At 71.8% G+C, this 24,858-nt stretch carries 26 protein-coding genes; 15 read left to right on the top strand and 11 right to left on the bottom strand.

Annotated features, from left to right (window positions below; genetic code table 11):
* Positions 1–190 precede the first annotated feature (190 nt).
* The gene (locus tag ABZ404_RS09750) at positions 191–607 is read left to right on the top strand and encodes a hypothetical protein (protein ID WP_358830838.1); all 417 of its coding nucleotides are present in this window, start codon (positions 191–193) and stop codon (positions 605–607) included.
* Between the two features lie 220 nt (positions 608–827).
* Here the strand turns inward: ABZ404_RS09750 and ABZ404_RS09745 are convergent, their stop codons facing one another.
* The gene (locus ABZ404_RS09745) at positions 828–1,055 is read right to left on the bottom strand and encodes a hypothetical protein (protein WP_358830837.1); all 228 of its coding nucleotides are present in this window, start codon (positions 1,053–1,055) and stop codon (positions 828–830) included.
* 60 nt (positions 1,056–1,115) lie between these two features.
* On the opposite strand from ABZ404_RS09745, the gene ABZ404_RS09740 reads away from it, so the two are divergent.
* The 4 genes from ABZ404_RS09740 to ABZ404_RS09725 all read left to right on the top strand — a co-directional run bounded on the left by ABZ404_RS09740 (position 1,116) and on the right by ABZ404_RS09725 (position 2,950).
* On the top strand, positions 1,116–1,319 hold the full coding sequence (locus ABZ404_RS09740) for a hypothetical protein (RefSeq protein WP_358830836.1): 204 nt from the start codon (positions 1,116–1,118) through the stop codon (positions 1,317–1,319).
* A complete protein-coding gene (locus tag ABZ404_RS09735) occupies positions 1,316–1,522 on the top strand; it encodes a hypothetical protein (protein ID WP_358830835.1) in 207 nt (68 codons plus the stop codon). The genes ABZ404_RS09740 and ABZ404_RS09735 overlap by 4 nt, the downstream gene beginning before the upstream one ends.
* 127 nt (positions 1,523–1,649) lie before the next feature.
* Positions 1,650–2,384: a VOC family protein gene (locus tag ABZ404_RS09730; RefSeq protein WP_358830834.1), complete on the top strand. Its 735-nt coding sequence runs from the start codon at positions 1,650–1,652 to the stop codon at positions 2,382–2,384.
* A gap of 182 nt (positions 2,385–2,566) precedes the next feature.
* Positions 2,567–2,950 carry a tautomerase family protein gene (locus ABZ404_RS09725; RefSeq protein WP_358830833.1) on the top strand — a complete coding sequence of 128 codons (384 nt, stop codon included), beginning with the start codon at positions 2,567–2,569 and terminating at the stop codon, positions 2,948–2,950.
* Positions 2,951–3,008: 58 nt separating this feature from the next.
* On the opposite strand, the gene ABZ404_RS09720 is transcribed toward ABZ404_RS09725, so the two are convergent.
* A complete protein-coding gene (locus ABZ404_RS09720) occupies positions 3,009–3,908 on the bottom strand; it encodes an NAD-dependent protein deacetylase (protein WP_358830832.1) in 900 nt (299 codons plus the stop codon).
* A 146-nt stretch (positions 3,909–4,054) separates the two neighbouring features.
* Positions 4,055–5,365 carry an MFS transporter gene (locus tag ABZ404_RS09715; protein ID WP_358830831.1) on the bottom strand — a complete coding sequence of 437 codons (1,311 nt, stop codon included), beginning with the start codon at positions 5,363–5,365 and terminating at the stop codon, positions 4,055–4,057.
* A gap of 253 nt (positions 5,366–5,618) precedes the next feature.
* On the opposite strand from ABZ404_RS09715, the gene ABZ404_RS09710 reads away from it, so the two are divergent.
* Together ABZ404_RS09710 and lanL are read left to right on the top strand one after the other, a co-directional pair.
* Entirely contained in the window at positions 5,619–5,780 is a 162-nt protein-coding gene (locus ABZ404_RS09710) for an SflA family class IV lanthipeptide (protein ID WP_358830830.1), read from the top strand.
* Between the two features lie 12 nt (positions 5,781–5,792).
* Positions 5,793–8,549, top strand: a complete 2,757-nt coding sequence (lanL, locus tag ABZ404_RS09705; protein ID WP_358990317.1) for a class IV lanthionine synthetase LanL — start codon at positions 5,793–5,795, stop codon at positions 8,547–8,549.
* Between the two features lie 227 nt (positions 8,550–8,776).
* On the opposite strand, the gene ABZ404_RS09700 is transcribed toward lanL, so the two are convergent.
* On the bottom strand, positions 8,777–9,376 hold the full coding sequence (locus ABZ404_RS09700) for a short chain dehydrogenase (RefSeq protein WP_358831558.1): 600 nt from the start codon (positions 9,374–9,376) through the stop codon (positions 8,777–8,779).
* A gap of 161 nt (positions 9,377–9,537) precedes the next feature.
* Between ABZ404_RS09700 and ABZ404_RS09695 the strand changes: the two genes are divergently transcribed.
* Complete coding sequence (locus tag ABZ404_RS09695) at positions 9,538–10,401, top strand: LysR family transcriptional regulator (protein ID WP_358831559.1); 864 nt, start codon at positions 9,538–9,540, stop codon at positions 10,399–10,401.
* 258 nt (positions 10,402–10,659) lie between these two features.
* On the opposite strand, the gene ABZ404_RS09690 is transcribed toward ABZ404_RS09695, so the two are convergent.
* Positions 10,660–11,349, bottom strand: coding sequence for an antibiotic biosynthesis monooxygenase family protein (locus ABZ404_RS09690; RefSeq protein ID WP_358831560.1), 690 nt, complete (start codon positions 11,347–11,349; stop codon positions 10,660–10,662).
* A gap of 350 nt (positions 11,350–11,699) precedes the next feature.
* Here ABZ404_RS09690 and bla point away from each other — a divergent pair, with 350 nt between their 5' ends.
* The gene (bla, locus tag ABZ404_RS09685) at positions 11,700–12,632 is read left to right on the top strand and encodes a class A beta-lactamase (RefSeq protein ID WP_358831561.1); all 933 of its coding nucleotides are present in this window, start codon (positions 11,700–11,702) and stop codon (positions 12,630–12,632) included.
* Between the two features lie 56 nt (positions 12,633–12,688).
* Here the strand turns inward: bla and ABZ404_RS09680 are convergent, their stop codons facing one another.
* Together ABZ404_RS09680 and ABZ404_RS09675 are read right to left on the bottom strand one after the other, a co-directional pair.
* Positions 12,689–13,177, bottom strand: a complete 489-nt coding sequence (locus ABZ404_RS09680) for a hypothetical protein (protein ID WP_358831624.1) — start codon at positions 13,175–13,177, stop codon at positions 12,689–12,691.
* A 123-nt stretch (positions 13,178–13,300) separates the two neighbouring features.
* Positions 13,301–13,561 carry a hypothetical protein gene (locus ABZ404_RS09675; protein ID WP_358831562.1) on the bottom strand — a complete coding sequence of 87 codons (261 nt, stop codon included), beginning with the start codon at positions 13,559–13,561 and terminating at the stop codon, positions 13,301–13,303.
* A 163-nt stretch (positions 13,562–13,724) separates the two neighbouring features.
* Here ABZ404_RS09675 and ABZ404_RS09670 point away from each other — a divergent pair, with 163 nt between their 5' ends.
* Together ABZ404_RS09670 and ABZ404_RS09665 are read left to right on the top strand one after the other, a co-directional pair.
* Positions 13,725–13,958: a hypothetical protein gene (locus tag ABZ404_RS09670; protein WP_358831563.1), complete on the top strand. Its 234-nt coding sequence runs from the start codon at positions 13,725–13,727 to the stop codon at positions 13,956–13,958.
* On the top strand, positions 13,958–14,230 hold the full coding sequence (locus tag ABZ404_RS09665; protein WP_358831564.1) for a hypothetical protein: 273 nt from the start codon (positions 13,958–13,960) through the stop codon (positions 14,228–14,230). Before ABZ404_RS09670 ends, ABZ404_RS09665 begins: the two co-directional genes overlap by 1 nt.
* Before the next feature lie 31 nt (positions 14,231–14,261).
* Here the strand turns inward: ABZ404_RS09665 and ABZ404_RS09660 are convergent, their stop codons facing one another.
* The 3 genes from ABZ404_RS09660 to ABZ404_RS09650 form a co-directional block, all read right to left on the bottom strand.
* A complete protein-coding gene (locus ABZ404_RS09660; RefSeq protein ID WP_358831565.1) occupies positions 14,262–14,804 on the bottom strand; it encodes a hypothetical protein in 543 nt (180 codons plus the stop codon).
* Positions 14,801–16,801, bottom strand: a complete 2,001-nt coding sequence (locus ABZ404_RS09655) for a DUF6571 family protein (RefSeq protein WP_358831566.1) — start codon at positions 16,799–16,801, stop codon at positions 14,801–14,803. The genes ABZ404_RS09660 and ABZ404_RS09655 overlap by 4 nt, the downstream gene beginning before the upstream one ends.
* A gap of 67 nt (positions 16,802–16,868) precedes the next feature.
* Positions 16,869–17,321 (bottom strand): hypothetical protein, encoded by a 453-nt coding sequence (locus ABZ404_RS09650; RefSeq protein ID WP_358831567.1) that lies wholly within the window; start codon positions 17,319–17,321, stop codon positions 16,869–16,871.
* A 368-nt stretch (positions 17,322–17,689) separates the two neighbouring features.
* Here ABZ404_RS09650 and ABZ404_RS09645 point away from each other — a divergent pair, with 368 nt between their 5' ends.
* Entirely contained in the window at positions 17,690–18,718 is a 1,029-nt protein-coding gene (locus tag ABZ404_RS09645) for an NlpC/P60 family protein (protein ID WP_358831568.1), read from the top strand.
* Positions 18,719–18,755: 37 nt separating this feature from the next.
* On the opposite strand, the gene ABZ404_RS09640 is transcribed toward ABZ404_RS09645, so the two are convergent.
* Positions 18,756–20,405, bottom strand: coding sequence for a SpoIIE family protein phosphatase (locus tag ABZ404_RS09640; RefSeq protein WP_358831569.1), 1,650 nt, complete (start codon positions 20,403–20,405; stop codon positions 18,756–18,758).
* A gap of 507 nt (positions 20,406–20,912) precedes the next feature.
* Here ABZ404_RS09640 and ABZ404_RS09635 point away from each other — a divergent pair.
* The 3 genes from ABZ404_RS09635 to ABZ404_RS09625 all read left to right on the top strand — a co-directional run bounded on the left by ABZ404_RS09635 (position 20,913) and on the right by ABZ404_RS09625 (position 24,786).
* Positions 20,913–21,686: a polysaccharide deacetylase family protein gene (locus ABZ404_RS09635; protein WP_358831570.1), complete on the top strand. Its 774-nt coding sequence runs from the start codon at positions 20,913–20,915 to the stop codon at positions 21,684–21,686.
* Between the two features lie 81 nt (positions 21,687–21,767).
* Positions 21,768–23,219: an amidase gene (locus ABZ404_RS09630; RefSeq protein WP_358831571.1), complete on the top strand. Its 1,452-nt coding sequence runs from the start codon at positions 21,768–21,770 to the stop codon at positions 23,217–23,219.
* 166 nt (positions 23,220–23,385) lie between these two features.
* Positions 23,386–24,786: an amino acid permease gene (locus ABZ404_RS09625; protein WP_358831572.1), complete on the top strand. Its 1,401-nt coding sequence runs from the start codon at positions 23,386–23,388 to the stop codon at positions 24,784–24,786.
* Positions 24,787–24,858 lie beyond the last annotated feature (72 nt).

The following is a 24,858-nucleotide window of genomic DNA, read 5'->3' as shown; positions in this document are numbered from 1 at the left end:
GATCGCGCGGTGGGGTGGTCGGCGGGGGTGGGGACGGCCCGGGGAGGCCAAGGGACTGCTGCGGTCGGACGGTGACACGCGCAGGACAAGACATTCAGGATGAAAAGCATCCCATCAGGTAAGAAGCGAGCAAACAGACCCGACTCGCTGAAGCGTGAGATCCGGGGCTTTTCGACTGAGAGGGATCTTCATGGCCATCACCAAGCGGCACTCCCTGGGCATCGCTGCCGTGGGCGTCGTCAGTGCGGCGTCCATCGTTCTCGCGGGAACCGTCGCCTCCGCCACCACCTCGGGCGCGGCCGGCGCCTCCGTCGCGCAGACGGCCACCGCGAAGGCCCGCGTCATCACCACCCACTCCTCGGTCACCTCGGTGAAGGCCTGGCATCTGTTCCGGGTCACCGGCACCGCGACCGGTGTGAAGCCCGGCAGCAAGATGGTCCTCCAGCAGAAGCAGGGCAAGCGGTGGGTCACCCTGCCCGCGATGACCCCGCTGAAGTCCAAGGGCACCTACTCGCTGGGCGTCATGCTGGGGCTGAAGGGCAAGAACGACCTGCGCATCGTCAACGGGAGCACCGCCTCGCCGGTGTTCAGCGTGGGCGTCCGCTGACCTCCTTCCGTCTCGTGCGGTCATGCCGACGGCCGGTGGACCACCACGAGCATGCCGACGGCCGGTGCACCACCGCGCACGACGGGAGCGCCCCCCGGTCGGCAGGGATGCCGACCGGGGGCCCCTCGCCTTCCCCGCCTTCGCGGCCGCCCCTACGGTCCTGGTCGGCGAGGGGGGTACGAGGTCCCGCAGACGCCTCGTCGCCGCCCCGCCCGGCCGGCTACGGGCGTGCCTCACGCCGAGCGTGCTCGCGCAGGGCCATCCGGGCCGCGGGCGACGGCCCCTCCGGGCCCCAGTGCGGATGGGCGGCGATCAGGACGGAGAGCCGCTGGAGTCTGCGCCGGGCGACCGCCGTCCCACCCGGCGCGGGGTCGGTCAGCCGTCGGTACGCGTCGTACCACGCCACCTGGGCCATCACGAGATCACGGGGGAAGGGGAAGGTCGCCATGGCCGTATTAGACCGCGTGTTCGAATTGGCAGGCAAAAGCGCAGGTGGGATACTCCCGCCGTGACTCCGACCCGTCGCCCCCTCGGTACCGGCCCCCAGGCTCCTCAGCCCCCGGCGCAGCCCGCCGAGCCCCGTCCCCGGCTGAGCGCCACCCAGGCCGACCTCGACACCGGCCCGCTGGACCAGGCCCACCTCCCCGATGTCGACGATCTCCGGGCTCGGGGCGTATTGAACCCCGCGCCCCTGGAAGACTCGACCCCGTGAGCACCCCGCGCCGCCCCCTGGGCACCGGTCCCCGCACGGCCGACGACGAGCAGTCCCGTACCGACGAGCCTGGCGATGACGGCACGGCCGTCGAGGGCGCGCCCGCCGCCGGTGTCCCGCTCCCGCCACCGAAGCCCGGCCCCGTACGCGGTGGAGGCCGCCGCCCGCTGGGCAGCGGCCCCGACACCCCCGGCGACCGTTAGGCGCCGGACCGGGCGGGGCGGGTGAGCGGAAATCCGGATGCGGAAGCCGCGCGGCCGCCCCTAGGCTGCGGCTCGCGGCGCGGGTGAGGCGCCGTGTCCACCGTCAGGGAACGGAGATGCACGGGGTATGAGCAGTCACCTGTCCGCGATCTGCTTCAACGCGACGCGACCCTCGGACCTCGCGCGGTTCTGGTCCGGGGTCCTGGGCTGGGAGGCGACCGATGATCCGGGCGACGGCGTCGCGGTCGTGCCCCCCGATCCCACCGGGTTCCGCATCCGTTTCCTGCCGAGCCAGGAGCCGAAGATCGGGCAGAACCGGGCCCACTTCGACCTGACGAGCACTTCTCCGGAAGACCAGCGGCAGACGGTGGCCCGAGCGCTGGACCTCGGCGGAAAACACATCGATGTGGGCCAGCTCCCGGAAGAGGGCCATGTGGTGCTCGCCGATCCCGACGGCAACGAGTTCTGTGTGATCGAGGCGGGCAACGCGTTCCTCGCCGGCACCGGCGTCATCGGAGCGCTGGCCTGCGACGGGACCCGGGAGGTCGGCTACTTCTGGAGCCGGGCGCTGCGGTGGCCACTGGTCTGGGACCAGGACGAGGAGACCGCCGTCCAGTCACCGAACGGCGGCACGAAACTCACCTGGGGCGGCCCGCCGGTGGCACCGAAGACCGGTACGAACCGGCTGTACTTCGAGCTGACGCTCCCCGTGGACGCCGACTGGCAGGCGGAGGTGGACCGCCTGACCGCGCTCGGCGCGACGCGCCCCGAGGCCGCGGCCGCTACCGGCGGGCCCGACGGGGGCCAAACGCTGATGCTCGACCCGGACGGCAATGAGTTCGTCCTGCGGAGGGCGCGGTAGGGGGTCGGCTGTCGGGGGGCCTGGGCGCGCCCGTTTCCGGCGGACTGCGGTTCGCGGGAGGCGGGCGCGTTCTGCCGCACGGGGAGTGGTCGTTCTCCGGCCGGGCGAGCCTCCGCCCCTTCTGTACCTACTAGTATGTACGATCAGGACGGACCGTGTCGATCCCCTTATCAGGAGGACGTATGCCGCTCGTACGCATCGATGTGCTGGGCCAGGACGCCCAGCGGCTGACGGCTTTGGGGCGGGCGGTGCACGAGGCTTTGGGGGAGGTCATGGGCTTTCCGGACGACGACCGGTTCCAGATCCTGACGGCCCACGACGGGCGTAGCGGCGTCCTGCGGCACGGCACCTACCTCGGCGTGCGGCGGGACGACGGCATCGTCTATGTGTCGATCACCCTGCGCGAAGGACGTCCGGCGGCGCAGAAGCAGGTGCTCTACCGGCGCATCGCCGAACTGGCCCAGGAATACGCCGGAACGGAACCCCGCAACGTGTTCGTGGTGCTGAACGAGAACACCGACGCCGACTGGTCCCTGGGCAACGGCGAGGCCCAGTACGTCGCCTAGGCCCGGTATCCCCGACGGCCGCGCGGCGTACGCCCCGGGCAAGGGCAGCAAAGCCCCCTCAGGTAGCCATCGGATCGTCCACCGGGATGCCCAGGTCCTCGGCGACAGTGGTGAGGGCCGTTCCCAGAGGGAGCGTGATCCGGGTGACGGCGTGCTGGTCGCCGCGGGTGGGGTCACGGTTGATGATCACGACGGGGGTGCCGGCCTGGGCCGCCTGGCGTACGAAACGCAGCCCGGACATCACCGTCAGCGAGGAGCCGAGGACCAGCAGGGACGTCGCCCCGGCGACCAGTGCGCGGCAGCGCGCGACCCGCTGGGCGGGGACGGTCTCGCCGAAGAACACCACGTCCGGTTTGAGGATGCCGCCGCAGACGGTACAGGGCACCACGTGGAAGCCCGCGACCTGCGCGTCGGTCACGTCGGCGTCGCCGTCGGGGTTGATCCCGGCGGCCACCGGCGCGAAGTTTGGGTTGGCCTCCTCCAGCCGCCGGGCCAGCTCCCGGCGCGGGCTGACGTCGCCGCAGGAGAGACAGACGACGCGGTCGAGGCCGCCGTGGAGCTCGACCACGTCCTCGCTGCCGGCGGCCTGGTGCAGACCGTCGACGTTCTGGGTGATCACACCGTTGAGCAGGCCTTGGCGCCCGAACGCGGCCACGGCCCGATGTCCGGCGCTGGGCCGCGCGCGGCCGAAGGTGCGCCACCCGAGGTGGCTGCGCGCCCAGTACCGGCGCCGGGCCTGGGGGCCGCCGGTGAAGTCCTGGTACGTCATCGGCGTGTGCCGGCTGAGGCTTCCGCCCTCGCCCCGGTAGTCGGGGATGCCCGACTCCGTGGAGAGCCCGGCTCCGCTGAGCACCACCACGCCGCCGGCGCTCAGCGCGTCGGCGACCGGCCCCAGGTCGGTGGTGCCGGGCGGGAGGCCGGTGTCGGGGGTCCAGCTCAGCGTGGGTCGCATGCGCATGCCGCAAGCGTACGAAACGGGCGGGGCATCCGGCGCGGACCGGTGCTGTCGGGGGCGAGCCGCGTTGCCCGGGGCATCGGTGACCTCGGTGACCTCGGTGACCTCGGTGACCTCGGCCAGGACTGACCGCGGTTGAGCGGGGGCACTCACTGCCCGCCCGCCTCCCCGGGCGCGCGCCCGTCCGCCGGAGCGCGGCCCAGAGTGCGGATCGCCGGGATCGCGAAGAGCGCCACGCAGCCCGCCAGGCAGGCGCCCGCCGACACCAGCAGCAACCGCTCCGGGGCGACCAGGGCGGCGGCCGGGCCCGCCAGCATCTGGCCGAGCGCCATACCGGACACCGAACCCGCCTGCTCGTACGCCGTGACGCGGTTCAGCACCACGGGCGGGGTGTGGGTCTGCACACTGGTCGCCCACATCACCGACCAGAACGCCCAGGCACCGCCGCCCAGGACATGGCCCGCGAGCAGGACGGGCAGGTCCGCGCCGAGTGCCACGCAGAGCGGCAGCGCCGTGTACAGCACCATCGCCGCCGCCCCGGCGGCCAACGGCCGGGCGGGGCGCAGCCGCAGGGCCAGCAGACCGCCGACGACCGTTCCGAGGCCGAGGAACGACACCGCAAGGCCATACGTGTTCGCACCATGCCGTGCGCTGATCAGCGCCGAGCCGAGCGGTACGAGGGGGCCGAAGAGCAGGACGCCGTAGCCCACCCAGATCAGGATCACCGCCCACATCCAGGTGCGGGCGCGGAACTCCTGCCATCCCTGGTGGAGTTCGCGCCGGAGCGAACGGCCGGTCCGGGCGGGGGAGTCGGTGACGGCCGGCGTCTTCGCGGGGTCGCCGGCCGGGGTGAGCGGGACGAGGGCCAGGCACACGGCGCTGAGCAGGAAGGTCCCGGCGTCGATGGTGTACACGGTACCGGCGCCCGTCAGCGTGATGAGCACTCCGGCCAGCGTCGGTCCGAGCAGGTGGGCGAGGGCGTCGGCGACCTTGAGCGTGCCGTTGGCCCGCTGCGGGTCCCGGGCGACCAGCGGGACCATCCCGTTCACCCCCGGCAGGAACATCGCGACGGCCGCACCGGCGAGGGCCGCCATGGACAGCAGCAGCCAGAAGGGCGGTGTCCCGACGAAGAACGCCGCCGCCAGCGTCCCTTGGGTGAGCACCCTCGCCAGATCGGCGCCGACCATCATCCGGCGCGCGCCGAACCGGTCGGCGAACACGCCGCCGAACAGGACCAGGAGGACGAACGTCCCGGTCCAGGTGCCGAGGACGTAGCCCACGCCCGACACCCCGTACACGGCGCCGACCGCGAGTGCCGTGGCGACCGGCATCATCGCGTCGCCGACCAGTGAGACGGAGCGGGCGGTGAAGTAGAGCGTGAAGCGCCGGTCCCACAACAGGGGGCGGGTGGTGGCCGGTTCGGTCCGGAGCGTCGGGTCCTGCGTCTGCGCGGTGGTCACCGTCCCTATATTGGACTGGACCAATGGCCAGTATCCAGCGTTCCGGACGACGTGATGAGGCGCTTCCGCCCGCGCGATCCGCCGCCCGTGGCCGGACTCCGCCGTGCCCCGCCGGGTGGGGCGTCCGATTGCCGTACCTCTCACGTCCTTTCAAGTCCGGCCTCTTGCCCCGCCGTTCGACTTCGGTGAAACTGGCATGCGCTTGACAATCTCTCCACCGAACCTTCCCTTTTTGCGCACAGAAAGGATCGTCATGAGCCCTGTGGCACTGGAAATCCGCGACGCCGGCCCGCTCGACGTGGCTGTGGAGGAAGAAGAGATCACCTTCGAGGAGCAGACGGACCCCTCCCGCGGCCTCCAGGCGTGTCTGGCGGACCCCTGGGTGACGGCGACGACCCGCTTCGCTTGCGACTAGGCGAGGAGCGCGGTGGCGGCCGGACCGGCCCGGGCCGGTGAGGACGGGGCCGGGGCGGCCGCCACCGGCGCACACCGCCCGGGGCCCGAGGGAGTGGCGCGCGGGCAGGCGGCTCCGGCGCCGGGGCCCGGTGGGCCGGCCCCTGAGCAGAGCCTCGATGAGCACCTCGGGAAGCTGCTGGCCGGAAGTGAGCGGCGACTCGTCGCCGACGATCAGTGGCTCTACCTGTTCGCACCCCGCTCCAAGGAGGCCGAACTCCCGGCCCATGGCTGGAAGTTCCACATATCCGCCCGCGCGGAGGACCTGTCCCCGGTCGCGGACCTGATCGTCCCCGTACTGCTGCGCTATCCATGCGATGCGAAATTCGCCCGCGACGCGGCGACCCTGGGCCTCATGAACAGTGGAGCCCTCGATGCCGCGCTCGTCGGGAAGGCCGTGACCGTCTATCCGCGACCCCGGGACGCGGCGGCGCTCGGCCGTGAACTGGCCGAGGTCCTGGCCGGCCGCACAGGGCCACGGGTGCTCAGCGACCGGCAGATCCGCTCCGACGCCCCCGTCCACTACCGTTACGGACCGTTCCGGGCCACGGGCACCGACGACGCCGCACTCGTCATGACGGGCCCCGACGGAGAGCGCTTCCGGGGGCGCGCCGGCACCCGGTACCGCCAACCCCCGTGGGCCACCGACCCGTTCCGGACCGCCCCACCGCCCCCGACCCGTCCCGCCCCCTTGATCGGCGGACGGTACCGGCTCACCACGGGTGTCGCCCGCTCCCCTCACGGGGACGTCTACCGCGCCGTGGACGACGCGTCCGGCGAGCGCGTCATCGTCAAACAGGCCAGGGCCCACGTCGGTGAGGGACCGGACGGTGTGGACGCCCGCGGTCGCCTGCGGCACGAACACACCGTCCTGGCGGCACTGGCGGGCGTCGACGGCGTCCCCCTGGTGCGCGACCACCTTCGGCACGGTGATGACGAGTACCTGGTCATCACCGACTGCGGGCCCCGCGACCTCCGCCGCGATGTGCTCGGCCACGGGCCGTACGCGTCCGCCGTCGGACCCGCCGGCCCCCGAGCGGTCGGCGCTCCCGCACCCGGCCGCGAGATATCCGTGCTCGCACGTCGTCTTCTGGCCGTGCTCGAAGCGGTGCACGCCCGGGGTGTCGTGGTGGGCGACCTCAAACCGTCCAACGTGGTGCTCGCGGAGGATGGCACCGCGTACCTCGTGGACTTCGGCGTCAGCGCCCTCCACGGGGACCGGCCCGCCGGTGCCACGCCGGGCTACTCGATGCCGGTGTACCGCGCGGGTGAGCTGCCCGGCCCCGCCGACGACCTGTACGCGCTCGGCGCGACCCTGTACTTCGCCCTGACCGGTATGGACCCGGTGATCGTCGACCGCGACGACAACGTGAACCGGGACCGCACCCTCGCCTGTCTGGCCGCCGTACTGCCGGAAGCGCCGCACCGGCCGGTCCGCGAACTCGTCGCCGGACTCCTCGATCCCGACCCGGTACGCCGTGGGGTCCGCGCACACCACTGGCGCGGGCAGCGGCACCCCGTGACCACCGGGCAGCACCTCCCCTCACCACCCAGGATCACCCACGGCCTCCTGGACGACCTCATCGCGCACACCGTCGCGGTCTGCGTGAGTGCCGCCGCCGAACTGCCCGCAGGGCGGCAACCCCGCTCCGGGCAGCTGCATTTCGGGCTCACCCTGTACGACGGCGCGGCAGGCGTCGGTCTGGAACTGCTGCACCACCGGGAGCGTCCTGGCGTCGTCGAGGCCGTGGAGGGCCTCGCCCGGCGCACCGCCCGCCACACCGCCCTGCCCACGCTGACCACCGCCCTGCACACCGGCCGTACTGGCGTTGACCTGTTCCTGGACGCCGCCGCCCAATTAACCGGCACTGAGCGGGCGTTGGGTGACCCCGCCGACTCCCGCCCCTACGACGATTCCGGCGATCAGATCGGTGGCGCGGCGGGCGCGGGGACGGGGCTGCTGGTGCTGGCACGGCACGCGTACGCGGCGGGGCGTATCGAGGAGGCCGACGCACACCTGGCCGCGGCGGGGGAGTGCGCCCTCACCCTGCTCGCCGCGGAGGCCGGACGGGAGCGACCGCGACCACAGCGTTCGGCGGCGGCGTCCGAGGCTGCCTTCCCCTTCGGCTTCGCCCACGGCCGAGCGGGCGTCCTGCACTTCCTGCACGCCTACCACCGCTTCACCGGCGACCCGGACACCGGCGCGGTCGCCCGCGCGGGACTGGCCGAACTGGCCGCTGAGACACCGCACTTGCTGAAGCTGGCGGGCCGCCCCGAGGCGCACCGGCGCTACGGTTCCTGGTGCCGTGGACTCGCCGGGATCGGCACCCTGCTGATCGAGGCGGGAGGCCATGAGCACGACCCGTACCTGACCGACCTGGGGGTGCGGTGCGCCTGGGTGTGCCGCGAGCTGGCACCCCGGATGAGCCCGGTGTCGCAGTGCTGCGGACTGGCAGGCGTCGGCGAACTGCTCATCGACGCCGCGGCCGCCACCGGCGACGACGCGCTGCACCACGCCGCCGAGGAGGTGCTGGCCCTCATCCTGTGCCGCAGTGGCGGCAGTCCTCGGCGCCCGCTGTTCCCCGACAACACCCTGGCCGCGACGGGGCCGGGGTGGGCCACGGGCAGCGCGGGCGTCCTGTCCTTCCTGCGCCGCCTGCGCGACCACGGAGGCCCGCGCCTGTGGAGCGACGGCACACCGGAGGGCGGGCAGGCAGTGCCGGGACGCTGAGTTCGCCGGCTCCGGCACACGAGCGGAGGCGGTGCGGGGGGACGGGCCCCGGGCCGCCGGTCCGGGGGCCGGGGGCCGCCGGTCCGGGGCCCGCACAGGGGAGGCCCGTGACTGTCCTGTCGACCGGCCTGCGGCAGGCGGCCCCCCGGAGGGCCGCCCGGAGCAGCCGTCCTGCCGCCCGGAGCAGCCGCCGCCCGCCCGGCCGGCCTTCGCCCGCCGCCGGCTCCCTAGTGCACGCGGTATATCTGTCCCGTCTGCGCCCCTTCGATGGAGCGGACATACGCCGTGGCGGCGCGCGCCGCGGGAACGGCCTCCATCCCCGCGAAGAACGGTCCGTAAGCGGGCAGGGACTCCTCGACCACCGTCGGGCTGACCGCGTTGATCCGCTGCGGCGCGAGCTCGATCGCGGCGGCGCGTACGAACGCCTCGACCGCGCCGTTGGCGGTGGACGCGGCCGCTCCCGCGACGATCGGCTGCTCCGTGAGGATCCCGCTGATCAGCGAGAACGACCCGGTCGGAGCCACGTGCCGGACGCCTTGACGCACGAGTTCGATCTGGCTGAGCGTCTTGCCGCGCAGCGTCGCCGCGAAGTCGTCGGCGCTCAGCTCGGCCAGCGGCTTGAACACGGCGTCGCCCGCGGCGACGGCCACCGCGTCCAGCGGCCCGGCCTGCTCGTACAGCCGGGCCACGGCCTGCGGGTCGGTGACGTCGGCGACCAGGTCCCCGCCCGTACGGCCGACGCCGATCACCTCGTGGCCGCGCTCCGCGAGCGCCTTGTGTACCGCGGAGCCCAGCGTGCCGGCCGCGCCGACCAGAAGAATCCTCACAACTCACCGTCCATGCCTGAAAACGAACGCCCGGGATGTACCGGGCGGCCCCGGGGGAGGGCCCCGGGAGGGAAGCCGGGCGATCACCCGGCGACCCCGACGCTACGGGTCGCGCTCGCCGTGCGGAAATGCCATCTGGGCAGGGACTATGCTCTACAGGCATGGACGTCGAACTGCGGCACCTCAGAGCCCTCGCCGCCATCGCGGAGGCGGGTACGGTCACCGCCGCGGCCGCCCGGCTGCACATGACGCAGCCCGCGCTCTCCCGCACGCTCGCCCAGCTGGAGGCGCGCGTGGGAGTCAGCCTGGTCGACCGCTCCTCCCGGCACCTGGACCTCACCGAGGCGGGCACGACCCTCCTCGGGCACGGGCGCGCCATCCTCGCGCACGTCGACGCGGCCCTGGCCGACACCCGGGCCGTGGACCGGCCGCTGCGCCTGGGCTACACCTGCGCGGTCCTCGGGCAGCAGACCGTACCGCTGCTGCGGACGTGGCGACAGGGGCACCCGCACGCACCCCTCGAAGTGGTCCGCCAGGACAACAGCACCGCGGGTCTGGCCACGGGTGACACGGACGTGGCGGTGCTGCGGACCGTCCCCGCCGACCCCCGTATCCGTACCGAAGCCCTCTACACCGAGGACCGGGTCGCCGCCGTGCCCGACGACCACCCGCTCGCGGGCCGCGACCGGGTGCGGCTGGCGGAGCTCACCTCCGGGCCGCCCCTCCCGCTCGCCCTGTGGCCGGACGCAGGCACCGGCTCGGTGGATCTGTGGCCCCCGGACCAGCGCCCGCACCGCACGGTCGAGGTGCAGAACGTCGACGAGTGGCTCAACCTCATCGCCACCGGCGGCGCGTTCGGCGTGGGGGCGGTGAGTACGGCGGAGAGCTACGGCCACCCCGGGGTGCGTTTCGTCGCGCTCGCCGACGCGCCCCCCACCACGGTCTACCTCGCCCGCCCGTCCCACCCGACGCACCCGCGGACGGAGGAGTTCCTCGCGGCGGTACGGGATGTGGTCAGCGCCTAGCCTTATGGCAGGGGGCGGCTCGCCGGGCTATCGTCGGCGTCCGGCCCGTGTACCGGCGTCGCCGGCGGCGGCCGGCGCCGCCGATCTCGGCCTGCCCCAGACCACCACGGCCGTACGGGGAGAGCGGCGACAGCGGAGAAGCGCGGAACACGCGACGCCCGGCTCCTGTGGGGGAACCGGGCGTGCGCGGTGTTGGTCCGGCGCGTACTCCCCGCACGGTCCGCGGTTACCCGCGCGCGGGCGCTGTCCGACGCCTCGTCACTGGCCGGCGGCGCGGGTGTGGACGACCCGGTAGGTGTTGGAGTCCACCGACGTCAGGAGCGAGGCCGTCCGCTGCTCCGCTTTCTGGCGGGCGGCGGACTTGCTGTCCTGCGGGACGGCCTGGTAGGCGTCCCAGGCCTCCTTGTTCTCCCACTGGGAGTAGGAGACCACGAAGGAGCCCTCGAAGCCGCGGGCGGCGATGCCCTTGAGGACGGTGTGCGACACGAAACCGGGAACGTCCCCGAGGAAGTCCATCGACGGGCCGAGCGCGTCCACCAGGGCGTCCTGGTTCTTCTCCGCCACGCCGAACACCGCGATGACGGTGTGGTCGCCGCGTGCGGGGGAGATGTCGACCGGCTCGCCGGACGCGGACCGGGAGTGGACGATCTCGTTCTGGAGGAGGCGGATCGAGGTGGTCAGCTCGCCGAAGAGCGGGAGCGTACGGTGCTCGAACTCCTCGGCGTTGTAACGGTCCTCCAGGTCGGCGCGGCTGCGCCACTGGATGAAGTTGGCCGTGCCCGGCTTGTCTACACCGGCGTGCACGGTGGAGGACATCCAGCCCGGGTAGGCCGCGGCGTCGACGATCTCGCGCATCGCGCCGAGCAGACCCTCCTGCTTCTCCGGGGCGTCGGTGGTGAAAATGTTGAGGACGGTGAGGTTCTTGTCCTCGGCAGAGATCCTGGGCATTCTTCTTCCCCTCCTGTGAGGTGGTGCGGTGGGAGGCAATGGGGCGCCACCAGGCCTTGGCTCCGGTGGGCCGGCGCCCGCCCCTCCCACTCACTCCCGTGACGCCGTGTCTCGGCGACGGTGACCACACTGGCCGGACCACGCGGCGGCCGGGAGAGACCGGCTGATCCAGGGACTCGCGCTCCCTCCTCGGCAGGGGAGCGCAAGGTGCCGGGTGCCAGAAGTGACCTTTGCCACCGCTCCCACCGCCGTGCCGCGATCAAGCACGGCCGGGTGGCCCGGGGAGGATCGCCGCATGTGCCCGTCGTTCCTGACGCGCACGGCCTTTCCCGGCACTTGGAGGTTGGAGCATGCAGTACTCACGCGCACGACGCGCCGCCCTGGGCGGGTTCGCCCTGCTCGCCACCCTGCCCCTGGTGGCCTGCGCCCAGGCCGACGGCAAGGCGTCGCCGCCTTCGACGCATCCCACCGCGGCTCCACGGCCGCAGACCAGCACGAAGCCGCCCCTCGCCGAGTTCAAGGCCCTGGAGCGCAAGTACGGAGCCCGGCTGGGCGTCTACGCGGTGAACACCGGCGACGGACGTGAGGTCTCGTACCGCGACGGCGAACGGTTCGCCTACGCCTCCACGTTCAAGGCCCTCGCCGCGGGAGCCGTCCTGCGGAAGTACTCCCTCGACGGTATGAGCAAGGTGATCAGGTACTCCAAGGACGACCTCGTGGCCAACTCGCCCGTCACCGAGAAGCACGTGGACACCGGGATGACGCTGGGCGAACTGTGCGACGCCGCCGTCCGCTACAGCGACAACACGGCCGGGAACCTCCTCCTCGACGCGCTCGGCGGACCCAAGGGCCTGGAGCGTGTCCTGCGGGAGGCGGGGGACACGGTGACCCGCGTCGAACGCCGAGAGCCGGACCTGAACCAGTGGACCCCGGGCGCGGTACGGGACACGACGACGCCCCGCGCACTCGCCCAGGACCTGCGCGCCTTCGTCCTCGGCGACCGTCTCCGTACGGCCGAGCGCGCCCAGTTGACGCGGTGGCTGCGGACCAACACCACCGGGGGCGAGCTCATCCGCGCCGGAGTCCCCAAGGACTGGGCGGTCGGGGACAAGACCGGTGCGGGCGGTGTCTACGGCATCCGCAACGACATCGCGGTGGTGTGGCCCCCCGACAGCGCGCCCATCGTCATGGCGATCGTGTCGAACCGCGCTGCCAGGGACGCCGACTACGACAACAAGCTGATCGCGGAAGCGGCGGAGGCGGTTTCCCGAGCGATCGCGTAGACGACAGGCGGGTGCGCCGGACCGGCGACCGCTCCCACCGGGCCGGGCCTGTTCGTTCAGTCGTCGGCGATCTGGAGGGCCAGGGCGAAGTGCTCGCCGTCCGTCCCGGCGAGCAGGCTGTCGAACAGTGGGGTGAGACCGTTCACGGCGCCGCATGCGGCGTCATGGTTCGTCCACCAACTGCCGTCGTGGCCCAGCAGGGACACCACCCGGTCCGCCGCGCGCTCGGCGGCGCCGGCGGGCAGGTGCCGGTGGTCGGGCCACACCAGGTCGACGGCCGCGAGCCGGGCCAGGAACGCGGCGGCCTCGTGCGTCTCCACGGGCTCCAGACAGGCGCAGATCTCCGCCGCGGACGGCGGGGCGTACCGGGGCAGGAAGCGCTGCCACGCCTCGTCGGCCGCGACCGTTGCCAGCAGCGCCCGGATCCGGTGCGCCAACTCCGGCAGGTCGGGGCTCGGCTCGGTGAACCGTCCGGCCGCCACGTACACCCGCATCGGCGTGGCCAGTTCCGTCACCGCCGCATCCAGTGCGGCCAGGATCTCCATGGACTCCACGAAGGAATTCTGCCGTACGCCTGTGCCCACCAACCCCCACGGGCCTCAGCCCTCCCGGCGCGCTGCGCGCCGCACGCCCCCTCCTCGCCCGAGCTGCCCAGCCCCCCTCGGGTGTCACCGCCGGAACACCAGCAGGACCCTCTCGCTCGGGAACTCGCGAACGGACCAGGCGTAGGCACTCACGCGGTCCAGCTGCCAGCCCTCCTCCTCGACGGCCTGGATCGCCTGCGAGACCGAGTCCAGCACCCAGCCCTCGGACGGGCTGGTCATCACGTCGGGCTCCACGGGAACCGCCACCGAGTAGACAGTGCGCCCGGACGACCGCTGCTGACGGGCTCTCAGCCGGAGCTTGGTGACCATCTCGTCAACCTTCATGGGCCCCCCTCGGTTGAACCTCGAACGAAATCGGTAGCATGCCGCCTGCCTTCGCGGTCCCACAAGCCCTCGGCGCCGCTCCACCGGAGCGGACCCGGATCCCCCGCCTCCGGCGCTACCGTGGTGCGTGAGAACGGCCCGTTCCGCGCCTCTGGAGCCCTTGATGAGCGAACAGTCGGCCCCCGGTACCGCCGCACGGCAGCAGTTGGAGCCCGCGGCCGCCGACGCGGTGCGCGCGTACGCGGCCAAGGCCCGCGCCACCGCCGATCAGCTCGCCGCCGTCCTGGAGGACATCGCGGAGAACGGGCTGCCACCGGTCGAGGGCTGTACGCCTTGGGAGGAGCTGCGCGAGGCGCTCCTGACCCGCCTCGCCGCCCAGCGTCCGGGCTCCGCCTGATGGCCCCGCGCCACGGCCCGCGCCGCGCCCGCATCGCCTTCTCCGACGCCGCCGCCAAGCAGGTGGAGAACACCACCAGCGAGGCCGAGGTGCATGCCATCGACCGTGCCCTGGTCGTCATCTCCGTCGACCCCGACCTCGGCGAGCCGCTCCCGGGCGGCAGCGCCGGTCCCCGACTGCGGCAGTACGTCGACGAGGTCGAAGCCGTGCGCGTCCTGTACTACGTGACCGCCCTCAAGACCGTGGTGGTCGTCGCGTACGTCGAGATCTAGTCCCGACCGGTTCCGGGACGCGGCCCGTTCCTCACCTTCGGCAGCCCTTCGCCTCCATCGCCTTCGGCAGATACGCGCGCAGGAACTCCTCCAGCGCCTTGCGGCGGTCGGCGGTCCGCTTCGGCACCACATGCTCCGAGGTGAGGTCGACGAGGGTCACGAACTTCTGCCGTCTGCCCTGCTGGGCGCAGACGCCGACCGCGATCCCGCCCCTGTCCGCCACCCGGGCGTCGTCCCCGACGGAGACCTTCCGCGGGTTGCCCATCCGCAGCAGGACGTCGCGCTGCACGGCGGCCGGGTCCACCCCGGTGTCGGTCACGTCGTCCGTGAGGTACAGCGCGGGCTTCCCGTCCACGCTGAGGGAGCAGACGGAGGTCGCCGCGTCGATGTGCTTCGGCGACTGCTCCAGCTTCCGCCCGTCCGGCAGGAGCGCGGCCAACGGCCCCGACCCCACCGGCACACCGCAGAGGGCGTCCGGCGTGGTGTAGCCGTCGGAGGAGGAGCAGCCGGCGAGGACGCAGAGCGAGGCACAGAGTGCGGTGGCGAGGGACAGGGCGCGGTGCGTACGGGTCACTGGTCGCCCGCCAGGCCCTGGGCCGCCGCGTTGCCGTTGAGCGCGGCGGTGCCGGCCTCACTGGTCAGCGTGTACGCGTTCTTGCCGCTGTCGGGGTTGACCCTGTCCCACTGCTCGGCCAGGGCCTTGAGCTGGCCCTCCCGGCCGGTGAACACCTGGCCGTTCTGCCGCTGGATCTCGTGGTTGATACGGGCCTGCTCGTCGAGCTGCCACTGGTAGGTCAGCGCGTCGACGCCGCGCTGCGCGATGTCGCCGACGCCGGGGATGAAGTTCACCGCCGCGCCGAAGCCGTGGTACATCCACTTGGCGTCCCAGGACGGGTCGTGCTTGTCGGTCTTGAGCGCCTGGTAGCGGGCCTCCTCCAGGAAGCCGGTGGTCTGGCCGGCCCGCTGGAGCGTCTCGTGCGGGTCCTTGGGGTGGTCGGTGTAGATGTCCCGCACCATTTCCTGGTTCATGAAGTCGTTGAGCTTCCCGTACGAGTCCTGGTCGCGCGAGATCTGTTTGGTGACCTCCAGGAGCTGACCGCGGTCGAGCAGTTTGGGGTCGCCGGGGTCGTTGGCGAGCGCGCTCATCGAGTAGTGGACCTCGTCGGCGTGGTTGCCGAGGACGATCGCCATGTCGTCGCGGAACTCGGGCGCGAAGTCGTCACCGGCGGCCGCCAGGTACTTGAGTGACCGGTCGAGGACCTGGCGGTGCTCGGGGGTGTGGTCCACCGGCCGGGCGTTCGGGTCGTTCGGGTCGACTCCGGTCGCCGCCGCGATCAGGGCCTTGCCGGTGGCGTCCCTGGACTGGTTGGCGTCACCGTGGTCGAGCGGTGTGTCGTCGAAGGTGTGGCGGCCGTTGAGGACGTACTCGGCGTTGTCCTGCGGGACGGTCGCGGTGAAGAACTGGGTCGCCGCGCCGGGGGACCTGGACAGGGCGGTCATGAAGCCGGTCATGGGGTCGCGCCCGAACTCGTCCCCCAGGAAGTTCATCTTCGGCATCACGGGGCCGCCCGTGGTCCCGTTCCAGTAGTGGTCGGGCAGCTTCATCCTCTTCTCGGTGGAGACGAGGGCGTTGCCGTAGGTGGTGAGGAAGGTGTCCGCGTAGTCGCCGCTCCGCAGCAGATTGCTCATCAGCTGGAAGCCGTACACCCGGGTGCCCCGCGTCGTGATCTGCTGGCCGCCCAGACCGACCATGTCCTGCTCCCACTGGCGCATCGCGGGGCTGTCGGTCCGGGTGGCTCCGGCCAGGGTGAGGCCGAGGTTCGTCTGGAGGTCGCCCAAGTGGTTGAGGCGGGCGCGCTGGAGTGCGCCCCCGTCGGACGGGTCGGAGAGGTCCGCCCAGAAGTCGAGGACGCCGCGCGGGCCGAGGGTGGTGGCGAACTTCTCCTGGAACAGCGGGTCGTCCTTGTACGCGCCGAGCTGTCGGGTGAGGTCGTCGAACTCCACGGGGGTCATGTCGTCCCCCTTGTTCTTGACGAGGTTCGCCAGGTTCTCGGCGTCCTTGAGCGCCTTCGCCGCCGTGTCCCGGTCGCCGTAGGAGGCGTCGGAGAAGCCGAGTGGTGTCTGGCCCATGAGGGCGTTCAGTACCTGCGCGGCGCTGTTGTCGCTCTCGGTGGCCTTGCTGAGGATGCGCTGGACCTCGTCGCGGAGGTTCTCCATGTCGGCCACGGAGTGCCCGGGCACGGTGGTGCCCTTGGCGGCCCGGTCCGGGTGGATGTTCATGGTGACGGTGAACCCGCCGTTGCCGGTCCCCACCACGGTCAGGTTGTTCTTGAGCCCGTGCTCGACGGCCTCGTTGAGCTTCTGCTGCCAGTCGAGGAGTTCGTGGTACGTGTCCTGGAGGATGTTGCGGATGGAGGTCGCCTCGGTGACGGCGTCTCCGAACTCCTTGGCGGTCCGGGTGATGAACTGCCGGGTGACCGTGGCGTTCACCCCCGCCCAGTCTGCCTTCCGGGACCTGCCGTCCAGCTGGTCGTGGGCGTCCGTCCGCAGCGACTCCAGTTTGCTGATCATCGCCGTCCAGTCGGAGACGGCCGTGCCGAGGGGGTGAGGTTCCCGAATCGGAGAGCGTCCAGTTCCATCAGCCCTGCTTCCCTTCCCCGAAGGCACGGTCGAGGTCCAGCGCGCTGAGGCTGGTGACGATGTGGTACTCGTCGCCCGCGTGCGCGTTCTGGGTGTAGTCGAGGTGGTTGGAGATGTGGGCGCAGGCCTGGAGCAGGCTGTCGACCTGGTTGTTCCAGTGTTCGGCGACGGTGGCGAGAGCGGCTCCGAGCGCGAAGTCGGCCTTCATCGCGGCCGCGGCGGCGGTGGTGCTCCGCTTGGCGTGGTCGCCGTCGGTGTCGAGCCGTTGGTAGAGCTTGAACGCCTCGTCTCCGACGGCCGCCAGGTCGTGCCGGCTCACCACGAGGTCGCCCTGGGGCGAACCGGTTCCCCGGCCTTCGTCGTCGGGGACGTGGTCGAGCCGCGTCCGCGAGGCGTCCTGCTTCTGCGCAGCGGTGCTCTTCAGCTGCGTCCACTCCTGTTCGAACGACACGCTTTCCCCCGTCTGAGTGTCCGAGTGTCCGTCGATCGAGAAGATCTGGCCGCATCCTACGGACGCCGGCCGGAAGTCTCGGCAAAAACTCGGTTCGGGTACGGACTCCCGGAAGCGGTTCTCAACACGCCTCGTCCACCCGGCCCTTGAGCGACGGGCCCGCCCCGTCCTGTAGCAGGTGTGTGAAATGTGGGAAAAATGTGCCCGGTGATCCAGATTTTGCACACGAGGATTTGAACAGATCACAACTCGGTCACTAGGGTCATGTCTCGAACCTTCGCGCGATCGTTCACCCAATCGGGGTGCCGGCGAAGCGGCCGCCATGTCTGCGCAGTTCGGCGGCTCTGAGGAAGAAGGAGCTGCCTACCGTGGGGTCCCACCGCCGTCCCAGGAATCCGAGCCGCGCCCGCGTCAGCGTGCTCACCGCGACCGCCGCCGCGGCCGTCGCGCTCAGCTCCCAGACCGCCGACGCCGCGCCGGCCAAGCCGAGCAAGGACGAGGTGAAGTCGAAGGTCGACGAGCTCTACCACCAGGCGGAGAAGGCCACCGAGGAGTACAACGGGGCCAACGAGAAGCAGACCGCCCTCCAGAAGGAGGTGACGGCCCTCCAGGACCAGGTGGCCCGCGGCCAGGCCGAGCTCAACGTCCTGCGCAACGGCATCGGTTCGCTCGCCAGCGCCCAGTACCGTACCGGCGGTATCGACCCCTCCGTCGCCCTCTTCCTCTCCGCCGACCCGGACAGCTACCTCGACAAGGCCTCCGCGATCGACCAGTTGGGCGGGAGGCAGGCCGAGGCCCTCCAGACCATCCAGTCCAAGCAGCGGGCCCTGGCGCAGAAGCGCGCGGAGGCCACGCGCAAGCTCGCCGCCCTCGCGGACGTCCGCAGGACAGCCAGTGAGAAGAAGCAGTCCTTCCAGGGCAAGCTCGCCGAGGCGCAGAAGCTCCTCAACACCCTGACCACCGCCGAGCGCGCCAGGATCCAGCAGGACGAGAACCGCGCCAGCCGTGACGCGGGCGCGCGCGTGGACCTGGGCCGGGAGAAGCCGGGTTCCGGGCGCGGTTACGCCGCCCTCCAGGCCGCCGCGACGCAGATCGGCAAGCCGTACCAGTCCGGCCACGAAGGCCCCGACTCCTACGACTGCTCGGGTCTGACCCAGTGGGCCTTCGCCCAGGTGAACGTCCACATATCGCGCGTCACGTACACGCAGATCAACGACGGCAGCCCGGTCGCCTTCAGCCAGCTCGCCCCCGGCGACCTGGTCTTCTTCAACAACCTCCTGCACGTCGGCATCTACGCGGGCAACGGCATGGTGCTGCACGCCCCCAAGCCCGGAGCCTTCGTCCGTTACGAGAAGATGAGCTACCTCGGCAGCTTCTACGGCGCCCGCAGGATCTGACCGGTCCACGTGCCGGGCCCGCTGTGAGCCGGGCCCCTCACAAGGCGATGTGCAGGGCGCAGATGTCGTCGCGGCGGCCCTCGGGAGTGACCAGGGTGTCCAGGATGCCGTCCAGGACGCGGGGGCTGCCGCTGCCGGCCGCCGCGGCGCGCACCAGCCGGGCCAGCCCCTCGGCCAGGTCCTCGCCCGGCTTCTCGACCAGGCCGTCGGTGTACAGCAGCAGATGGTCGCCGGGGAACAGACGCAGCGTGGACGCCTCGTAACGGGGCGTTGCCGTCGCGCCCAGGAGGATGCCGTGGGGGGCGGGCAGATAGCTCGCCCGCCCCTCGCGCAGCAGCAGGGGCGGCAGATGGCCGGCCTGTACCCAGGTCAGCTGCGACAGCGCGGGATCGAAGTGGGCCATGATCATGGTGGCCGTGCCGAAGTTCCGCTCGGACGTGTGCAGCAGCAGGGTGTTGAGCCGGGTGAGGATCGCCGCCAGGGGCATACCGGTGATCGCCATGCCCTTGGCGGTGAAGCGCAGCTGCGCCATGGTGGCGACCGCGTCCAGCCCGTGGCCGGCGACGTCACCGATGACCAGCAGGGCGCTCCCGTCGGGCAGCTCGATGGCGCTGTACCAGTCGCCTCCGACGTTCAGCCCTTCCTGGAGGGGCTGGTACGCCACCTCCACCGTGAGCCCCGCCAGGCGCAGGGACTGCTGTGGCAGGGGCAGCAGGGCGTGCTGGAGGCGCCCCGCGAGGTCGCGCTCGGCGGTCAGGAGGCTCTGCTGGGCCAGGGCGGCCTGCTGGTGCTCCAGGAGCTGCTGCTGGGTCCGCTTCTCGGGGGTGCGGTCCTGGAAGAACCCGTGGACCTCCACGGGGTTCTCCTCCACGTCCAGCTCGGCCTCCGCGACGATCCGGACGTGCCGGGTCTCCCCGCCGGGCGTGGTGATCCGGAAGGTGTGGTCGGCGGGCCGGCCCTTGCGCGTCAGCAGCCGCACGGTCCTGGCCAGGGCCGGACGGTCCTCGGCGACGATCTGGGCGGCCAGGTCCTCCAGCGTCATGGGCTCCGTGGGCCGGTCCCGGCCGAACATGGCGTAGACCTCGTCGGACCAGGTGATCACGTTCTGGGAGAGGTCCCAGTCCGCCCAGCCCATCCGGCCCAGCCGCTGCATCACCGTGAGGCGGCGCTGCTCGCGCTCCCCGCTGTCGAGACGGACCCAGGAGACGATCAGGCCGTCCTGGCAGGCAGCCGCCCGGACGGAGAAGCGGGACAGGCGCGGTATGCCGGCGAGGACCTCTTCGTACTCGAAGGGGTCGCCCTCGTAGCGGACGCCGCTCCGCAGGGCTTGGAGGTACCCCAGCCACAGGTCGGTACCGGCCACGCTCGGGTAGGTCTCCAGGACGCTCAGCCCGACCAGTTCCTTGCCGCGGCGAGCTCCGATGTCGATCGATTCGGGCGCCGCCGCCATGATCCGGAAGTCGGCGACCTCTCCGTCGTCCCCGTACACCGGCAGCAGGAAGATCGCCGAACCGGGCAGGCCGTCGAGCACCTGCTGCACGGCGGAGAACCGCGCGGCGGGCGCCGCGTCGTCCCCGGCAGCCGGTGCGCCGGGAACCGCGTAGCGGCGCAGCGCGAAGACGGGGTCGCCGCCCGCCGCGCCGAAGCCGCTCGCCCCCGCCACCACCAGCTCCTCGTGGTCCTTCATGCAACGAGCATGGCACGCCGCAGGACCTGCTCCCGACACTACGGATCATCTGCCGGCCGTCCCGGACGGCGGCCGCCCGGGCGCCGGGTGGGTCGCCCCGAGCCCGCGGTCCCGGGATGCGAGGAGGTTACGCGGTTTCCCCGGCGAAACGAAGCCCGGGGGGTGCCGTCCGGGGGGCGCGGAGGTGACCGGCTTCACTGGCGGGAGCGCGGCCCCCGTCCGGTTGTGGTACGGCCCGCCGGGGTGAATTCCCGAACGCGCCGGAGCGGCAGCCGGCCCGGCCGCGGCGATGAGGGCGGCGCCGATGCTGCCGGAAGAACCTGGTCAAATCCTGACAATTCAGGTCAATTAGCTTGTTGTGTACCGCTGTTCATGAGGAGTTGTCCGCGATCCATCCCGGAAATGTCCGTGATCCGTAACGGACGCATCCCTTAACCTCAGTTCCTCGTCCTGCCAGATGGTCGCAAGGCGACCGCGGTAGGCGAAGGACTGCGTAAAGGGGCGGACATGGCACGGCACGGCGGCGGGCGGGCTTGGTACGGCAAGATGATCGGGGCGGCGATCGGGGTGACGGTGCTCGCCACCGGCGCCTCGGTGTGGACGGCCCAGGCCGGCCCAGCGGACGAACCGTCCCCCAAGGTGTCCGCCTCCGCCACGCCGACGAGCGAGGCCAAGCGGGTCGCGACGACCATCGCCCACTCCTCGGAGGCGGGGGCGCGCGGCGTCAACATCACCATCGACGACGGCCCCGACCCCCGCTGGACCCCGCAGGTACTCGACGTGCTGCGCGAGTACGGGGTGAAGGCGACCTTCTGCATGGTGGGCACCCAGGCGCAGGCCCATCCCGACCTCGTGAAGAAGGTCGTCGCGGCCGGGCACCGCCTCTGCGACCACTCGGTGTCGCACAACACCGGCATGGACAAGAAGTCGCAGGCCTACCAGTCGCAGCAGATCCTCGACGCCGAACGCATGATCACCAAAGCGTCCGGCGGCGTCCGGCCGATGTACTACCGGGCGCCCGGTGGGGCCTTCACCCCCTACAGCCGCGAGCTCGCCGCGTCCCGGGGCATGCGCCCGCTCGGCTGGAACGTGGACAGCAAGGACTTCGAGCGTCCTGGTACGAACGCCATCGTCGCCACCGTCGAACGGGAACTGCACAACGGCCCCACGCTCCTCTTCCACGACGCGGGCGGCGACCGCACCCAGACGGTCCAGGCCCTGCGCCGCATCCTCCCCCGGCTCAAGGGGCAGGGGTACTCGTTCGGCTTCCCGGTGCACTGAGAGACACACGACCCGGACCCCAAATCTGTTGTACGAACCGGTATTTCATGCCCTCACAGGGGGGCCGGTACGGTCGATTGCATGGAGTGGACCTATGCGACGGCCGAAGAACTCACCGCCGCCCTGCGTGCCGGTGACGTGACCTCGGCGGAACTGACCGACGACGCGATCACCCGCATCGAGCGGGACGACAAGACCATCAACGCGATATGCGTACCCGACTTCGACCGTGCCCGGACCGCCGCGCGCGCCGCCGACCAGGCGCGGGCCCGCGGCGAGGACCGCCCGCTGCTCGGCGTCCCGGTGACGGTCAAGGAGTCCTACAACATCGCCGGGCTGCCCACGACCTGGGGCATGCCGCACCACCGGGACTTTTTGCCGGACGAGGACGCGGTACAGGTGTCGCGGCTCAAGGCGGCGGGTGCGGTGGTGCTCGGCAAGACCAACGTGCCCGTGGGGCTCCAGGACGTGCAGTCCTTCAACGAGATCTACGGCACCACCAACAACCCCTGGGACCGCGGCCGTACGGCGGGCGGCTCCTCCGGCGGATCCGCCGCGGCCCTCGCGGCCGGGTTCGGCCCGCTGTCCATCGGCTCCGACATCGGCGGTTCGCTGCGCACCCCCGCGCACTTCTGCGGCGTCTACGCGCACAAGCCGTCGCTCGGACTGGTGGCCGACCGCGGTATGACCCCGCCGCCCGCTCCCGCCCTGCCGGTCGTCCACGACCTCGCCGTCGTCGGCCCCATGGCCCGCACCGCCCGCGACCTCGCGCTCCTGCTCGACGTCATGGCCGGCCCGGACCCGCTGACGTTCGGTGTGGCGTACGACGTGGCCCTGCCGCCCGCCCGCCATGAGCGGCTAGGCGACTTCCGGGTGCTGGTGCTGGAGGAGCACCCGCTCATCCCCACCGGGTCCGCGGTCCGGGCGGGCGTGAACCGGGTGGCGGACGCGCTGGCGGGGGCCGGCGCCCGCGTCGAGCGGCACAGTCCGCTGCTGCCGGACCTGGCCGAGAACGCGATGGTCTACACGCAGTTGATGTTCTCCGGCGCCGCCGCGCGCTTCCCCGTCGAGGTGTACGAGCAGTTGCGCGTCCGCGCCGCCGGGCTGGGGGCGGAGGACCAGAGCCTGGACGCGGCGCGGCTGCGCGCGATGGCGTCCAGTCACCGCGACTGGATGGAGGCGAACAACCGTCGCGAACTCCACCGCCACGGCTGGCGACGGCTCTTCGCGGAGTTCGACGCGGTGGTGTGCCCGATCACGCCCACCCCCGCGTTCCCGCACGACCACACCCCCGACTCGCTCGAACGCCGGCTCGACATCGACGGCGTCGACTACCCGTACCTGGACCAGCTCGTCTGGGCCGCTGTGGCGACCATGCCCGGCCTGCCCGCCACCGCCGTACCGGCGGGCCGATCCCCCGAGGGGCTGCCCGTCGGAGTACAGCTCGTCGGCCCGATGTTCGAGGACCGCACCCCGCTGCGGCTGGCCGAACTGCTGGAGCGGGAGATCGGCGGCTTCCGGGCACCGCGGTAGCAAGCCGACCGGTTGGTGCGGGGTGCGGCGGCTCGTAAGGGCGTACGGGCCCGGTCACGCTCGGTGAGGAACATTCCCGGATAACGGACAGACCAGACAGAAGATCGCGTAGTCGTCTCACAATCGGGCGTACCTCGATCTCAGCAATTGGACAGGCCTTACCGTGATGAGCCGGACCCTCACCTCCCCGTCCCCGCACCAGGAAGGGCACCAGCAGGACACACCGCTCGCGAACGGGCTCAAGCAGCGGCACCTTTCGATGATCGCCCTCGGCGGTGTCATCGGGGCCGGGCTCTTCGTGGGCTCGGGCGCCGGGATCGCCGCTGCCGGGCCGTCGATCGTGCTGGCCTACGCGCTGTCGGGCGTGCTGGTCATGTGCGTGATGCGCATGCTCGGCGAGATGTCCGCGGCCGATCCGGCCTCCGGGTCGTTCTCCGTACACGCCGACCGCGCGATCGGCCCGTGGGCCGGGTTCACGGCCGGATGGATGTTCTGGACCCTGCTCGTCGTGGGCGTCGGGATCGAGGCGATCGGCGCCGCCCACATCATGCAGGGCTGGTTCCCCGGCACCCCGTCCTGGCTGTGGGTGCTGGTCTTCATGGCGCTGTTCTGCGGCGCCAACCTGGGTGCCGTGTCGAACTTCGGCGAGTTCGAGTTCTGGTTCGCCGCCCTCAAGATCGGTGCCATCGCGCTCTTCCTCGTCCTGTGCGCGCTGGCGGTCCTGGGCCTGCTGCCCGGCACCGATTCCCCCGGCACGGCCCACCTCCTGCACGACGGCGGATTCCTGCCCACCGGCGTCAGTGGACTGCTCGTCGGACTGCTCGCCTCGGTCGTCGCCTACGGCGGCCTGGAGACGGTGACCATCGCGGCCGCCGAGTCCGACGACCCGGTGCGCGGCGTGGCCAGGGCCGTGAGGACGACCATGTGGCGGATCGCCATCGTCTACGTGGGCTCCATGCTGGCGATCGTCACCCTGATCCCGTGGCACGACCCGGCGGTCACCGGGTCCGGCCCGTACGCGGCCGTCCTGGACCGGCTCGGCGTTCCCGGCGGCGCGCGCATCATGGAGGCGGTCATCCTCGTCGCGCTGCTGTCCGCGATGAACGCCAACATCTACGGCTCCTCACGCATGGCCTACTCGCTGGTCGCGCGCGGCCAGGGCCCCGCCTTCCTGGGCAGGCTCTCCGGCCGGGTCCCGCGCCACGCCGTCCTCGCGTCGTGCGCGTTCGGCTTCTTCGCCGTACTCCTGTCGTACTGGTGGCCCACCACGGTCTTCGCCTGGCTGCTCAACATGGTCGGCGGCGTCGTCCTGATCGTGTGGGGCTTCATCGCGGTGTCCCAACTGGTGCTGCGCCGCCGCCTGGAGCGCGAGGCCCCCGAGAGGCTCGCGGTCCGCATGTGGGGATTCCCGTATCTGACCTGGGTGGCCCTCGCCGCGGTGGTGGGCGTGCTGGTCCTCATGGCCGTCGACTCCGGAACGCGGGTGCAGGTGTACTTCACCGGCGGTCTCGCCCTCGCGCTGGCCGCGGTCGGATATGTGCGCCAGCGGGCGGCCACGGCGCGCTGAGTAATGGCGAGGTTTTTTCGGGAAGCGCGGCAACCATACGAACTCCGGCGGCAACCAGAAACCGATCCTCCC

The organism is Streptomyces sp. NPDC005878, assembly GCF_040629815.1.
In the GTDB taxonomy this organism is placed as follows: domain Bacteria; phylum Actinomycetota; class Actinomycetes; order Streptomycetales; family Streptomycetaceae; genus Streptomyces.
Note: the sequence above shows the minus strand (reverse complement) of the source record. Positions and strands in the feature narration are given on the sequence as shown.